Origin of the sequence: Christiangramia echinicola DSM 19838 (genome assembly GCF_000423065.1) — a bacterium.
GTDB classification, from domain to species: domain Bacteria; phylum Bacteroidota; class Bacteroidia; order Flavobacteriales; family Flavobacteriaceae; genus Christiangramia; species Christiangramia echinicola.
Map to the genome: position 1 here is coordinate 196,964 of NZ_AUHG01000010.1, position 14,374 is coordinate 211,337.

The 14,374-nt window shown below is 37.7% G+C and carries 15 protein-coding genes and 1 tRNA gene; 9 read left to right on the top strand and 7 right to left on the bottom strand.

Annotation, left to right across the window (positions count from 1 at the left end):
• Window positions 1–41 precede the first annotated feature (41 nt).
• From G530_RS0101275 to rseP, 3 genes are all read right to left on the bottom strand, one after another.
• Complete coding sequence (locus G530_RS0101275; RefSeq protein WP_026932803.1) at window positions 42–1,238, bottom strand: site-specific integrase; 1,197 nt, start codon at window positions 1,236–1,238, stop codon at window positions 42–44.
• A 233-nt stretch (window positions 1,239–1,471) separates the two neighbouring features.
• Window positions 1,472–1,545: transfer RNA gene (locus G530_RS0101280), tRNA-Asn, on the bottom strand.
• 228 nt (window positions 1,546–1,773) lie between these two features.
• Complete coding sequence (rseP, locus tag G530_RS0101285) at window positions 1,774–3,090, bottom strand: RIP metalloprotease RseP (RefSeq protein ID WP_026932804.1); 1,317 nt, start codon at window positions 3,088–3,090, stop codon at window positions 1,774–1,776.
• 153 nt (window positions 3,091–3,243) lie between these two features.
• On the opposite strand from rseP, the gene G530_RS0101290 reads away from it, so the two are divergent.
• From G530_RS0101290 to G530_RS17675, 4 genes are all read left to right on the top strand, one after another.
• Window positions 3,244–3,915 carry an SCO family protein gene (locus G530_RS0101290; RefSeq protein WP_026932805.1) on the top strand — a complete coding sequence of 224 codons (672 nt, stop codon included), beginning with the start codon at window positions 3,244–3,246 and terminating at the stop codon, window positions 3,913–3,915.
• A gap of 75 nt (window positions 3,916–3,990) precedes the next feature.
• Window positions 3,991–4,221 carry a FeoA family protein gene (locus tag G530_RS0101295; RefSeq protein WP_026932806.1) on the top strand — a complete coding sequence of 77 codons (231 nt, stop codon included), beginning with the start codon at window positions 3,991–3,993 and terminating at the stop codon, window positions 4,219–4,221.
• A 1-nt stretch (window position 4,222) separates the two neighbouring features.
• A complete protein-coding gene (gene feoB / locus G530_RS0101300; protein WP_026932807.1) occupies window positions 4,223–6,325 on the top strand; it encodes a ferrous iron transport protein B in 2,103 nt (700 codons plus the stop codon).
• Between the two features lie 32 nt (window positions 6,326–6,357).
• Window positions 6,358–6,507 carry a hypothetical protein gene (locus G530_RS17675; protein WP_169514026.1) on the top strand — a complete coding sequence of 50 codons (150 nt, stop codon included), beginning with the start codon at window positions 6,358–6,360 and terminating at the stop codon, window positions 6,505–6,507.
• Here the strand turns inward: G530_RS17675 and G530_RS16430 are convergent.
• From G530_RS16430 to G530_RS0101320, 3 genes are read right to left on the bottom strand one after another with little or no spacing between them, the layout of a single operon-like run.
• A complete protein-coding gene (locus G530_RS16430; protein WP_051199639.1) occupies window positions 6,504–6,959 on the bottom strand; it encodes a hypothetical protein in 456 nt (151 codons plus the stop codon). The genes G530_RS17675 and G530_RS16430 overlap by 4 nt on opposite strands.
• Before the next feature lie 50 nt (window positions 6,960–7,009).
• Window positions 7,010–7,831: a ZIP family metal transporter gene (locus tag G530_RS0101315; RefSeq protein WP_026932808.1), complete on the bottom strand. Its 822-nt coding sequence runs from the start codon at window positions 7,829–7,831 to the stop codon at window positions 7,010–7,012.
• Window positions 7,832–8,488, bottom strand: a complete 657-nt coding sequence (locus tag G530_RS0101320; RefSeq protein ID WP_026932809.1) for a metal-dependent transcriptional regulator — start codon at window positions 8,486–8,488, stop codon at window positions 7,832–7,834.
• 102 nt (window positions 8,489–8,590) lie between these two features.
• On the opposite strand from G530_RS0101320, the gene G530_RS0101325 reads away from it, so the two are divergent.
• Together G530_RS0101325 and G530_RS0101330 are read left to right on the top strand one after the other, a co-directional pair.
• Window positions 8,591–10,948: a TonB-dependent receptor gene (locus G530_RS0101325; RefSeq protein ID WP_026932810.1), complete on the top strand. Its 2,358-nt coding sequence runs from the start codon at window positions 8,591–8,593 to the stop codon at window positions 10,946–10,948.
• A gap of 11 nt (window positions 10,949–10,959) precedes the next feature.
• A complete protein-coding gene (locus tag G530_RS0101330; RefSeq protein ID WP_026932811.1) occupies window positions 10,960–11,427 on the top strand; it encodes a thioredoxin family protein in 468 nt (155 codons plus the stop codon).
• An 84-nt stretch (window positions 11,428–11,511) separates the two neighbouring features.
• Here G530_RS0101330 and G530_RS0101335 read toward each other — a convergent pair whose 3' ends face one another.
• Window positions 11,512–12,246 carry a TerB family tellurite resistance protein gene (locus tag G530_RS0101335; RefSeq protein WP_026932812.1) on the bottom strand — a complete coding sequence of 245 codons (735 nt, stop codon included), beginning with the start codon at window positions 12,244–12,246 and terminating at the stop codon, window positions 11,512–11,514.
• A 184-nt stretch (window positions 12,247–12,430) separates the two neighbouring features.
• On the opposite strand from G530_RS0101335, the gene G530_RS0101340 reads away from it, so the two are divergent.
• The 3 genes from G530_RS0101340 (at window position 12,431) to G530_RS0101350 (ending at window position 14,331) form a co-directional block, all read left to right on the top strand.
• On the top strand, window positions 12,431–12,841 hold the full coding sequence (locus G530_RS0101340) for a BrxA/BrxB family bacilliredoxin (protein ID WP_026932813.1): 411 nt from the start codon (window positions 12,431–12,433) through the stop codon (window positions 12,839–12,841).
• Between the two features lie 93 nt (window positions 12,842–12,934).
• Entirely contained in the window at window positions 12,935–13,666 is a 732-nt protein-coding gene (locus tag G530_RS0101345; protein ID WP_026932814.1) for a lysophospholipid acyltransferase family protein, read from the top strand.
• A gap of 11 nt (window positions 13,667–13,677) precedes the next feature.
• On the top strand, window positions 13,678–14,331 hold the full coding sequence (locus tag G530_RS0101350) for an HD domain-containing protein (RefSeq protein WP_026932815.1): 654 nt from the start codon (window positions 13,678–13,680) through the stop codon (window positions 14,329–14,331).
• Window positions 14,332–14,374 lie beyond the last annotated feature (43 nt).

Below are 14,374 nucleotides of genomic sequence, written 5' to 3' on the forward strand. Positions count from 1 at the left end.
TAAAAATTACCACCCAGAATTTCTCCTAAATGGTAATTCTCTTATTTCTTTAGCTTATTGGTTAATTCATCCATTACAAGGCCTACCTTTTTCTGTACAATCTTACCATAATAATCCTGTGTTATTTGCATACTAGAATGACCTAATAACTCACTGACAATTTCCATGGGTACATCATTAAAAAGTAATACAGTAGTAGCGAAAGTTCTCCTAGCTACATGATGAGTTAGATTAGTTTCAATTCCAACAATTACTGCTATTTCTTTCAAATAAGCATTAATCTTCTGGTTACTGTACGAGGGAAATATTAACTCTTTATGACCTGAATATTTATATATGATTTCATTTGCTTTCTGTAGCAATGGGATAGACAAATTCTTACCCGTTTTTTCTCTCCTTATCTGAATCCAAGGTTTTCCATCGAAATTTTGAATGATATGTTTTTTCCTCAACTCCTTCATTTCTCGATACGCTAATCCTGTATAGCAGCAAAAAATAAAGAGGTCTCGTACCAATTCTAACCTGGATAATTTGAAATCATAAGTTTCTAGGGTCTCTAGTTCATCAACAGAAAGGTAAGTAACCACTTTTCTGACTCTTTTAGGCTTATATAATGTGAATGGATTGGAATTTATCAAACCTTCAGCATAAGCCACCTTAATCACTTTTCTAAGACGCTGTATTGACTTATTAATGGTTATTTGCTTCTGCCCTTTCTCGGTCTTTAGATAATAATCAAAATCCTCTAAAAACTGAGGTTTTAATTCTTCTAATGCAATATCATTTTTTTTGTATTTAGACCTCATAAATTTTCTTAGGTCCTTTTCGATATATTCAAATTTCTTGTAGGTGGATTTTTTTAGTTCCTTACCGATTAAACTTTCAAGTTTTTCTAGGTAAGAATTGTAGAATTTAACCAAATGTGGCTTGTCATACCCTGGCTTGCTTAAATACTTATTCGCAATATCTTGAACAGTAAAAGTGTCTCGTTCCAATTCTAGAGAGATATAAGCTTTTTGAATTTTACTTCGTATTATCTCCAAATTTGAATTGAACAAACCATCATTTTCCACTGTTTGTAATTTAGAATTCCATTTTTTAGGGTCTACCATTAAACCTGAAGAAAATTCTTTACGCTTCTTTTTATAGGTCAATCTACATTTTAAAGGGCACAGTCCCTTTTGATTTGTTTTTGCCAAATAGGCAACGAATAAAATTGATAGTTTGGAATAATTCATACCAATTGATTTTAAGTTAAACAATTGGCATACTCTCGGATAGTTAAATGGGTACCCAGAAAAAAAGTGGGTACCCGAATTGTACTCCTAATTTTTCGTTTGGGTACCTTTTTAAACCCGAATTTCAGAAAAACTAGATATTGACTTTTTAAACCTTTAGGTTGAATCACCTATTATCAAAAGGGTTTAAAGCAAAAAAACCAGCCTCGTTAAAGACTGGTTTTACTTTTTTGCTCCTCCTCTTGGGCTCGAACCAAGGACCCTCTGATTAACAGTCAGATGCTCTAACCAACTGAGCTAAGGAGGAGTGTTTTGCTCTGAAAGCGGTTGCAAATATAAATCAAATTTTAAATGCTGTCAAAAGATTTTTTCGATTTTTTTCGAAGAATTTTTATATCGATTTGAATCTTACGGATAGTCAACAAATTACAGATTCTTTATTGTTTAATTTATTCTGGAATTAGCTTTTAAAAAACCTCTACAAATAAAAAAGCAGCGCGATAGCACTGCTCTTTTATATTATAAACTAATTCTCTTATTCAAATAACCAACGGTAAATATCATTCCCGTTCGCGTATAATACCAGTGCGATCAATAAGAAGAAACCTACCATCTGTGCGATCTCCATGAACTTATCATTAGGTTTTCTACCTGTTATCATTTCGTACATTAGGAACATTACATGCCCGCCATCAAGCGCCGGGATTGGAAGTATGTTCATAAAAGCAAGGATAATTGAAAGCAATGCCGTTGTATTCCAGAAACCATACCAGTTCCATGCATCTGGGAAAAGTCCGCCAATTGCACCAAATCCGCCTAATTGAGTTGCTCCCTTTTTTGTGAATACATATTTGAACTGGTATACATAATCTCTTAATGTCCAGTATCCATAATCAAAACCTTTACTAATACTTTGCGTCAAGCCGTAGCTGTTTCTCTGTATATCAAAATCGTAATTTTTAACAAAACCTAGCTTTCCTTCTTCATTTGGCGTGATTGAAGTGCTCTTGATCTCTCCATCTCTTTCATAAACCAGCTCTACTTCTTTCTCCTTATTCTCCATAGAAACCGGGGCCAGTTCATGCCAGTATCCAATTTCAACATTATTCAAAGAGATGAGTTTATCTCCTTTTTTAAGGCCAGCTTTTTCAGCTGCAAGTCCAGGCTGAATGGAATCGAGCACAGGAGCCATAATAGGAACGAATGGCTGCATTATTCCCTTCTCAAACATTTGAGTTCCGATCTCCTCAGGGACACTGATGGATTCCTCTTCACCATTCTGATGCAAAACCGTAATATTTTCAATACCTCTCATAAAGAGATGTTTATTAATATCCAGGCTGTTTTCGAAATCCTTTCCGTTTACCTTCAAAATTCTGTCTCCATCCTGAAAACCATATTCTTCAAAAGAATCTACTACGGCAAATCCTTTCGGCATCTCTTCAGGTCCAACATGAGCGGTACCCCAAACGAAAATGATCATCATATATATAAGAAAACCTAAAACCAGGTTTACGGTAACCCCACCAAGCATAATAATAAGTCGCTGCCAGGCCGGTTTGCTTCTAAACTCCCATTCCTTAGGTGGTAGAGCCATTTGCTCCTTATCCATACTTTCGTCGATCATCCCGGCGATCTTCACATATCCCCCTAAAGGCAACCAACCAATTCCGTATACAGTTCCACCAATTTTTTTCTTAAAAAGGGCAAACTTAACATCGAAGAAAAGAAAGAACTTTTCAACTCTGGTCTTAAAAAGTTTAGCAGGAATAAAATGTCCCAATTCGTGTAAAACGATAAGGAAAGAAAGGCTTAATATTAATTGTATGGCTTTTACTAAAAATGGATCCATCGAGTAACTTCAAATTTAAAATCGCACAAAAGTAAGTTTTTAAAAGCTCCTACAAAAGTTTATGTTTCAAGTGATTTGTTCAAATATGAAAAATTCACAACAAGAATTCGACTATTTAAACCACAGGCTATAACTTTGCAGAAATTTAAACTTATGCTCAAGTTTTTTGCACGATACAAAACCTTTGCCATAGTTTTCTTTATCCTTTCAGTAATTATAATTTATATAATTTATACACTGAAGGTGCCCAATGAAAAACTACCCGTTTACCAACCAGATATGGTAAATGCCGAACTGGTTGATTCTACCGTACAATATGTTCGGAAATATCATAAAATCGCCGACTTCGACCTCGTGAATCAAAACGGGGATACCATTACCGAGGAAGATTATAAAGACAAGATCTATATCGCCGACTTTTTCTTTACCACCTGCCTCACGATCTGCCCTATCATGACAGATCATATGATCAAGATCCAGGAGAAGATCAAAAATGATGATGAAGTACTGCTGCTTTCACATACCGTTTTTCCGGTGGCAGATAGCGTTCCGGTTTTAAAAGAGTATGCATTAGAAAAAGGAGTGATAGACGAAAAGTGGAATCTGGTTACCGGGGATAAAAAGGAGATCTATGAACTTGCCCGAAAGTCTTACCTAGCCACAAAATCTACCGGTGATGGTGGCCCTTACGATATGATCCATACCGAAAACTTCATTTTAGTTGATAAAAACAGACAAATAAGAGGTTTTTATGACGGTACAGATCCCAAAGCTATAGAGAGCCTTATGCACGACCTGAAAGTGCTTAAAGGCGAGCAGCACTAATAATTTCCCCTTTAACTTTTGTATTGGTCTAAATTCCATTACTTTTGCCTTGTTTAAAATCAATCTAAATAAAAAGTGAAGGTGACTGTAGCTAATTTAAAGAGGGGTCAGCGGGGAATTATCAAGGAATTCTCGGCAGATATGGTACCTCTAAAGCTTCTTGAAATGGGTTGCCTTCCAGGAAACGAAGTAGAGCTTGTTCAAACTGCACCATTCCACGATCCGATGTATCTAAATATAAACGGAAGTCATCTGGCGATAAGAAGAGAAACCGCTTTACTAATAGAAATTGAATTAATAGGCTAATATGGGTAAGCAAATTAATGTTGCTTTAATTGGAAATCCCAACACCGGCAAGACCTCTGTTTTTAATCAATTAACAGGCCTTAACCAGAAGGTTGGAAATTATCCCGGTATTACGGTTGAAAAAAAGGAAGGTATCTGTAAACTTCCGCGTGGATTAAAAGTCCACATCCTGGATCTTCCCGGCACTTACAGCCTTAACGCTTCCTCATTTGATGAGAATGTTGTAATTGAACTTCTGTTAAATAAAAATGACAAGGATTTTCCAGATGTTGCCGTTGTAGTAAGTGACGTTGAAAATCTAAAGAGAAACCTTCTCCTTTTCACGCAAATAAAAGATCTTGGAATTCCTACCATTCTTGTTATCAACATGGCAGACAGGATGGATAGAAAAGGGATTAGCCTGGACGTCGAACTTCTCGAAGAACGTCTTAAAACTAAAATTGCCTTGGTTAGTGCCCGTAAAAGAATGGGTATAGATTATTTGAAGGAGCTCATCTTAAATCACAAACATATTCCAGTAGATCCTTGTGTGAATGCTTCAGTAATAGATCCGGAATATTTCGGAAATCTACGCAAGGCATTTCCAAACCAGTCTCTATACAAGTTATGGCTGGTAATTACACAGGATGTGAATTTCGGGAATATTAACCGGGGAGAATTAAAGAAGACTTCAGATTTTAGCACAAAATCTATTAGTGATCTTAAGCGAATGCAGCAAAAGGAGACGATCCTAAGGTATCAATTTATAAATGGGGTCCTTAAAGAAACCATGGTAATTGATAAAAACGCCGCAACCGATCTTAGATCCAGACTTGACAGCATCTTAACCCACAAAGTCTGGGGTTATTTTATTTTCTTCGGAATCTTATTATTAATATTCCAGGCCATTTATAGCTGGTCCAGTTACCCGATGGATATGATAGATGCGGCATTCGCATCTCTAAGCGAATGGACAAAGAACACCTTCCCTGGTGGAGCCTTTACCAATTTAATTGCTGAAGGTATCGTTCCGGGACTTGGAGGAATCGTAATTTTTATTCCCCAGATCGCATTTCTTTTCCTGTTCATTTCGATACTGGAGGAATCAGGTTATATGAGCCGTGTTGTATTCTTAATGGACCGCATCATGCGACGTTTTGGTCTTAGCGGTAAAAGTGTTGTTCCACTAGTTTCTGGTACAGCCTGCGCAATTCCGGCAGTTATGGCTACAAGAAATATTGAACACTGGAAGGAAAGATTAATCACCATTCTGGTGGTTCCATTTACTACCTGTTCAGCAAGACTACCGGTTTACTTGATCATTATCGCACTGGTAATTCCAGACCGTACATTTTTAGGACTTAATTTGCAAGGTATTACCCTTATGATCCTATATCTATTAGGGTTTGGAATGGCTATATTTTCGGCATGGGCACTTAATAAAATAATGAAGACAAAGACTAAAAGTTACTTCGTTATAGAAATGCCTAACTACAAATTGCCTATGATCAAGAATGTGGCGATCAATGTAGTAGAAAAGACAAAATCCTTTGTATTTGGAGCAGGTAAGATCATTCTCGCGATATCAGTGATTTTATGGGTACTGGCGAGTTATGGGCCTGGCGATAATTTTCAAAATGCTGAAGAAATTGTAACTTCTAAATACAATACAGAAAATGCAATTCCGCAGGCAGAGTTAGATGAAGAGATCGCTTCATTCAAATTAAAGAACTCCTATATAGGTATCATGGGAAGAGGAATTGAACCCGCTGTTGCACCTCTTGGTTATGACTGGAAAATAGGAATTGCCATTATAAGTTCATTTGCAGCCCGTGAAGTTTTCGTAGGGACCCTGGCTACCATATATAGTGTAGGAAGTGATGAGGAAGAAACGATAAAGAATAGAATGGCGGCTGAAACCAATCCCGTGCTTGGCGGACCATTATTCACTTTTGCCAGCGGAGTTAGTCTCTTACTTTTCTATGCTTTTGCTATGCAATGTATGAGTACTTTGGCGATCGTAAAACGAGAAACAAATACCTGGAAATGGCCAGTATTGCAATTAGTTATTATGAGCGCCTTTGCATACGTAGTTGCGCTTATAGCCTTTCAATTATTGAAATAGTAAGGAATTATATCTAAATCGACTGAATGATTATGGAACTATTACAGGAAATACTGGTGCTAATAACCTTCTTAATTTCAACTGGTTACTTGATCACAAAATTTGTATGGAAACCTGCTTTCTTAAGTGGCAAAAAGAAGGATACAGCATGCGGAGTTTCTGGTTGTGGTTGTGACGATTAATCCGTCTCAACTCTTTCAGAAATCTCCAGATTAACACTATACTCATCTGCAGTGATTTTTTCATTAGCCTGTGGGTATGGTGAAACAACCACACCTTTAATTTTCAATCCTTTCACATTAAAGAATTCCGCAATAGAAATATCAGTACCGCTTACAACTTCGTTCTGCCCTAAAGAAATATTAGAACCGGTAATAACCTTATCCCCTTTGAATTCTCCATCTTCATAAAATTCAATTAAGACCTTTACTTCCCCAGCCCAAATGCAAGTTACACCATTAGGGCATCTTGAATCTGAAACGATCTTATTGAATTTGATTGCTTTATTTCCAAGGTCCATTGTATCACCAGCACATAGTATCTTCTGTTGAATATTATATTTTGGAGGAACAGGATCCTGATCTGCAAACAATACAGAATGGAATAAAGCAAGAATGATTAAAGAGATCTTCATTTTTAGTCTTTATTATAAAGACGACAATGTAAAGAATCTGTTGCAGAAAATTATCCTAGTCCAACATCCAGGGTCATCATAACCATAAACCCACCTATGAATCCCATAGTCGAGATATCGGTGAAATTACCCTGCTGAGCTTCTGGCACTACCTCTTCTACCACTACAAAAATCATTGCTCCTGCTGCAAAACATAACGCATATGGAAGAATAGGTTGAAAAGTAAGTACAGCCCATGCGCCTAAAATAGCAGCAACTGGTTCTACGATTGCAGACATCTGGCCGTAATTAAAACTTTTCCAACGGCTAAGTCCCTGTCTTCTTAATGGCATTGCTACAGCAAATCCTTCAGGAAAATTCTGAAGTCCAATCCCTATAGCCAGGGCTACAGCACCACCTATACTGGCACCTTCAAAACCTGCGGCGACTCCACCAAAAAGTACTCCTACGGCAAGACCTTCAGGAATGTTATGAAGCGTTATGGCAAGAGTTAATAATACAGATTTATGCCAGGGAGTTTTTATCCCTTCAGATTCACTCATTTTAAAATTCACGTGTAAATGCGGCAGAACTTTATCTAGGCCGAAAATAAAGAGTGCTCCCAGTCCAAATCCTACCAGAGCAGGAATCACTTTTACAAATCCTTCTCCAGGACTCATTTCTATTCCTGGTGCCAGTAGACTCCAGAAGCTGGCCGCAACCATTACTCCTCCAGTAAACCCAAGCATTCCATCAAAAAAGGCCCTGTTCATTCCTCTAAAAAGAAAAACCAGTGAGGCTCCTAAGGCGGTAAGACCCCAGGTGAAAAGAGTTGCAATAAGTGCAGCTAAAACAGGATCTAAAGATTCAAAGTAGTCTAATATAAAATCCATCTATGTTGTTTTAATAAAAAGGTTTGCAGATATCAAATTTGATATCATTAATTCATTTCTATCCATTTTAATGATCATGGACTGGTCAAAATCTTCTTTTTCCAGAACTTTGATCTCTTTCCCCAGGGAAATCTTATTCTTATCCAGGTACTGCAGAAATTCTGCTGAAGAATCTTTTACTCCAACGCAAATACCGGTTTCTCCCTTTTTTAGGTCAGATAAAAGTGCGCGGTTGGCAACAGCAAAATTTCCCTGTGCATCTGGGATAGGATCGCCATGCGGATCCCTTTTAGGGTATTCAAGAAATTTGTCCAGTTCGTTGGTGAGCTTTTCAGACTTAATATGTTCTAATTGTTCGGCCACTTCATGAACCTCATCCCAATTAAAATTTAATTTATCCACCAGAAAAACTTCCCAGAGACGATGCTTTCTAATCACTTCAATTGCAGCATCCTTCCCTGCATCACTAAGCTTTACTCCTTGATATTTTTTATAATTCACCAGATCTTTATCAGAAAGTCGTTTAACCATATCTGTTACAGATGAGGCTTTGGTCTGCATTTCTTCTGCAAGGGCATTTGTACTTACCCCTCCTTTATAGGCAGTTTCCAAATGAAAAATGGCTTTTAAATAATTTTCTTCAGATAAGCTGAACATGAATTAATTTTTATTTCCGCCAAAAATACATTTTTAAATTTAATAAATCAATTATTTAGATAAGCCTAAATTATTTTTATAGTTTTGCATAAAAATAAGTTGATGAAGAATTTAGCGAAGATTGTATTCACCCTATTGTTTTCTACCGCTGGAGCGCAAAATGTTGAAATTGAAGGTGTAGTAACAGATGGAGAGAGAGCTATCCCATTCGCGAATATTTCCATCCAGGGCACAGACCAGGGTACTAGCGCAGATCTCAAAGGAAGATTTAGTATTCTTTTAGAAGATGAAAAAGCCGATCTCATTATCCAGGCGATCGGATTTAAAACCCAACGGGTTTCAGTAAATACGACAGATTATTCAGATAATGTACTTTCAATAAAAATGGAGGAAGATGCACTAGGACTGGATCAGGTGGTTATAAGCGCCACCAGAAACCGCATTAACCTGAAAAAAGCGCCCGTAATAGTTAATGTACTTAATTCCAAATTATTCAATGCCACCCAATCTGCCTCTGTAGCCGAAACTTTAAATTTTCAACCCGGTGTTCGGGTCGAGACAAATTGCCAGAATTGCGGTTTTACCCAGGTAAGATTAAATGGTCTTGATGGTAGTTACACCCAGGTTTTGATTAATAGTAGATCTGTTTTTAGTGCCTTAAATAGTGTTTACGGCCTGGAACAAATTCCTACCTCTATTCTGGACCGTGTGGAAATTGTTCGTAGCGGTGGTTCAGCATTATTTGGCTCAAATGCTATTGCCGGTACGGTAAATATCATCACTAAAGAACCGGTATTAAATACATGGAATATCGCCAGTAACATTTCTCTAATTGACGGAGAAATTCCAGACCGCACCTTAAATTTTGCCGGCTCTGTTGTTACCGAAGATCTTAACAGCGGGGTTACCATCTACGGAATGAACCGGGACAGGTCTGCCTATGACGCGAACGGCGATGGTTTTACCGAGATCACCGAATTAACCAATAACACCCTTGGTGCCAAGGCATTTTTAAAGCCGAATGAGACTAGTAAACTTACGTTAGACCTTACCGCACTTAAAGAATATCGCAGGGGTGGTGATCGCCTTGACCTGGCACCTCATTTAACCGATATCACTGAACAATTAGATCATAACACCTTTATTGGTGGCCTCACCTATGATCTATCCAATAAGGAGATGACAAATAATTATTCGGTATATGTATCCGGACAGCATACAGACAGAAAAAGTTATTATGGCGGATTAGGCGGCGGCAGAACTGCGCAGGATAGCACTTCTGCTTCAAATGCCTACGGAAACACCAATGATATGGCGCTTTTAGGAGGCTTTCAGTTCACCAGGAATTTCAAGAACAATGATGTTCTAACCACAGGTATTGAATATAATCATAGTAATACCGAAGATGATATTGCCGGCTATCAAAGGTTTATAAATCAAAAAGTTGATTCTTATGCCGCTTTTGCTCAATATGAATGGAAGCCAATAGAAAATTTCACGGCACTCCTGGGGGCAAGACTGGATCATATTGATATTTCCGGAAATTATGCCGTTGAGAATATAAACCGGGAATCAAATATTGAGCAGACGGTATTAAGTCCCAGGATCACTCTTCTTTATGATATCACTGAGGAGCTTCAATTTAGAGGAGGATACGCCCGGGGATTCAGAGCCCCACAGGCTTTTAATGAAGACCTGCATATATCTTCAGTAGGTGGAGAACCACAATTCGTTATTCTATCCAACGACCTGGAAACCGAATATTCTAACGCTTATACCGCATCTTTCAATTATTCAAAAAGCATAAATAAACTTCAGTATGATTTTCTTCTGGAAGGTTTTTATACCGAATTAAAAGACCCATTTTCTACAGTTAGTACAGGAGCAAGTCTGCCAAATGGTTCAATTCTAAAAGAAGTTAGAAACGGAAGTGGCGCCTATGTTACCGGGACTAATTTTGAAATTGGTGTTTCACCATCTTCAGCTCTAGCCTTCCAGCTTGGCGGAACTTATCAAAGGTCTATTTATAAAGAAGACCAGATCCTATATGAAGCAGTTCCGGAAAATGAAGCCGAGCAAAATATTATTATCTCAGAATTTATAAGAAATCCAGATTTTTATGGCTATATCAATGTGAATACCTCTCCTTTTGAAGGTTTTTCAGCAGATCTTACCGGTACCTATACAGGAACGATGACGATCCCTAAAGTTATTAATGCCAATGGATATTTAGAATTAAGGGAGTCGCCAGATTTCTGGGATATAAACTTAAAAATAAGCCAGCATGTAGATATAACAGAGAATTTTCATATCAATCTAAGTACGGGTGTCCAGAATGTGTTCAATGCATATCAGGATGATTTTGACTCCGGCCCTACACGGGATTCAGATTACATCTATGGACCTTCAAGACCCCGTACTTTTTTCTTCGGAATCAAATTTGGGAACCTACACGATTAAAATCTGAAACGATGAAAAAAATACTCTTATTAATATTAGTGGTTTTTTCTAATTCTCTCCTGGCTCAGGACAGAGAAATTAATTGGATAGGATTTGAAGAATTGGATGATGCTTTAAAGACAGATGTAAAACCTGTCGTGATATATTTTTACACAGACTGGTGTGTGTACTGTAAGAAAATGGAAAGAAATGCATTTAAAGATCGAGAAGTTATTTCTACCATAAATAAGGAGTATTACGCCGTAAAAATGGATGCCGAAAGCACTGAAAATATCAATTTTGAAGGTAGGACCTTTATAAATAATCAGGCCAGAACAAAACGCAACGGAATTCATGAGATCCCATTATTACTAGCCGGCAGAGAGAATAAATCTATGTCTTTCCCGGTGGTAATGGTACTGGATAAGGAATTCAGAGTTAAGATAAAAAGTCATGAATATCTAACCACAGATCAAATGAAAACCTTGATAAAAGGCTAGTCTAAGATCATTGTATGATCTAAGGGTTTTTTTCATAACTAGTCTTAATGAAGGCCTCCCGGTGAATTATCGGGGGGCTTATTTCTACAAGCCTCTTTCTTTCTGGATCTGCTCGTAAGCTTCCTGAACCTTTGTGAACTTTTCCTGGGCACCTTTTCTATAAGCTTCGTCCATATGCCCCAATTTATCGGGATGATATTTCTTGGCCATCTTTCTATAAGCCTTCTTCACCTCAGCGTCGCTAGCAGTTTTATCTATTTCGAGAATGGTGTACGCAGAATCTGTATTCTTGAAAAACATCGCTTTGATACTCTCAAAATCTCTCGCTCCTATTTGCAGGTAGCCTGCAATTTCACGAATTACTTCAGCTTCAGCTTCGCTAACAAGACCGTCTGCTTTTGCTATTCCGAATAGAAAATGAATGATCTGTAACCTGGTGGGGTATTTTGTTCTGGCAGCAAGATACCTGGCAATATTAGAGGCTGAAACCTGCCTGTTCTTAACCACTTCATTAAAGGTCCTGAAAGTAGCATTCGCACGCTCTTTCCCATAGGCCTGGATAAAATATGATCTTACATAATCCAGTTCCTGTTGTGAAACATTTCCGTCAGCTTTTATGACTATGGAACTAAGCGATAGCAAATTCAATTCAAAATCGCCCGGTGAAACCGTTTGATTCTTCTCGCCCATCATTGAATTGAAAATACCTCCGGAAGACCGAATGTAATTATCCAGTAAGGAACCTATTATAAATCCAAGAATAGCGCCGGGAAACCTGAAGTAGATATATCCCAGAACTGCGGCAAGCCATTTGATCATTGGGCAATTTTCTTTAGCCGCTAAGATAACATTTTCAATATTTAATTAGCAATAGAGAGCTATCTGTTCTTTGCTTCTGTCATAAATTGAACCTATTAGCACATAGTAATTTGAGATATGCAAGCTGAACTTAATTTGGTATCTTTGTGGCTCACTTAAGTTTAATACAAAAAAGAATAAATATATGTATCCAGCAGATTTAGTAAAACCAATGAGAGAAGATCTTACTAGTATTGGTTTTCAGGAATTACACACTGTAGAAGATGTAGAAAAGGCAATGGAACTTAAAGGAACTACTTTAGTAGTGGTGAATTCAGTTTGTGGTTGTGCTGCAGCTAATGCACGTCCGGGAGCAAGAATGTCTTTACAGAATGCTAAAAAACCAGATAACCTAGTTACTGTTTTTGCAGGTGTAGATAAAGAAGCGACAGATAAGGCCAGAGATATGATGGTACCTTTCCCTCCTTCTTCTCCATCTATGGCATTGTTCAAAGACGGTGAGTTGGTTCATATGCTAGAGCGTCACCACATTGAAGGACGCCCTGCAGATATGATCGCGGAAAACCTAATTGGAGCTTATAACGAATTTTGCTAAGAGCAATTCTTATATTTTAGAGAAGCCACGCATATAGCGTGGTTTTTTTATACCCATAGATTGAAATGGTTATTTTTGTACTTTTAAATTAAGATGAAAAAAATTTTCTCCTACCCCTTATCGGTCATATTCTATTTTTTCTTTTTTCTTAGTATGCTGGTTTTCCATCCAATTCAGTGGATTTGCCTGAAGTTAAGCGGGTATCAGGCTCACAAAAAAAGTGTTGATATTTTTAACTGGTTTCTTTTACGTTCCCTTAATATACTCGGCACCACTTTCACTGTAAAAAATGAATATGACATCCCGGTAAACAGAACCTGCATTTTTGTAGCCAATCACCAGGGGATGTACGATATCCCGCCAATCATATGGTATTTTAGAAAACATCATCCAAAATTTGTTAGTAAAAAAGAATTAGGACATGGGATTCCCAGCATTTCCTATAACTTAAGACATGGTGGTTCTGTTTTGATAGACCGAAAGAATCGCAGGGAATCGCTGCTGAAAATGAGTCAGTTTGGAGATTATCTAAAAGAGACTAAAAGGTCTGCCGTAATATTTCCGGAAGGTACCCGAAGCCGTACCGGAGCTCCAAAAGAATTCAGAAAGAATGGAATGATGATGTTATTTAAAAAGCTGCCTGATGCTTTAGTTGTTCCCATAACCATCAATAATTCCTGGAAACTTTTTAAACACGGTAATTTCCCGATAGATCTGGGAGTAAATGTGAGATTAAAAACTCATAAACCTATAGAAATTGGGTCTATGGAGCCGGAAGCTCTTGCTGCACTAATCGAAAGAACCATTATTGCCGATATTAAGTAATACACGTATTTATGCCCCATAATTCATTGATAGATAATACGATCAAATTCGTAAAAGAAACGCTTGAAGGAGCCGAAGGTGGTCATGACTGGTTTCATATTGAAAGAGTTTTAAATAACTCCAGGCTCATAGCCAAAGGGGAAGAAGCAGATCTTGAGATTGTAGAATTAGGTGCTTTATTACATGATATCGCCGATTCTAAATTTCATGATGGAGACGAAACAGTTGGACCTAAAGTTGCTTCGGAATTCCTGAAAACTCAAAATGTTTCGGAAGAGACCATTGATCATGTAGTGAAGATCATTCAGAATATATCTTTTAAAGGCGGAAATACAGATCAGAAGTTTACTTCACTTGAACTTGATATAGTGCAGGATGCAGATAGACTTGATGCTATTGGAGCCATAGGTATTGCCAGGTGTTTCAATTACGGCGGATTTAAAGGAAGAGCATTATACGATCCTGAGATCGAACCAAACCTCAATATGACCAAGGAAGAATATAAGGCCTCAAACGCGCCCACTATAAATCACTTCTACGAAAAATTATTACTTCTTAAGGACAGGATGAATACGCAAACCGGAAGGCGAATTGCTGCAGACAGGCATGCATTTATGGTGCATTACCTGGACCAGTTTTATTCTGAATGGAATGGAAAAAAATAAAAGGCCAATGCAATAAGCATCAGCCTTTTTAATATACCAGGAT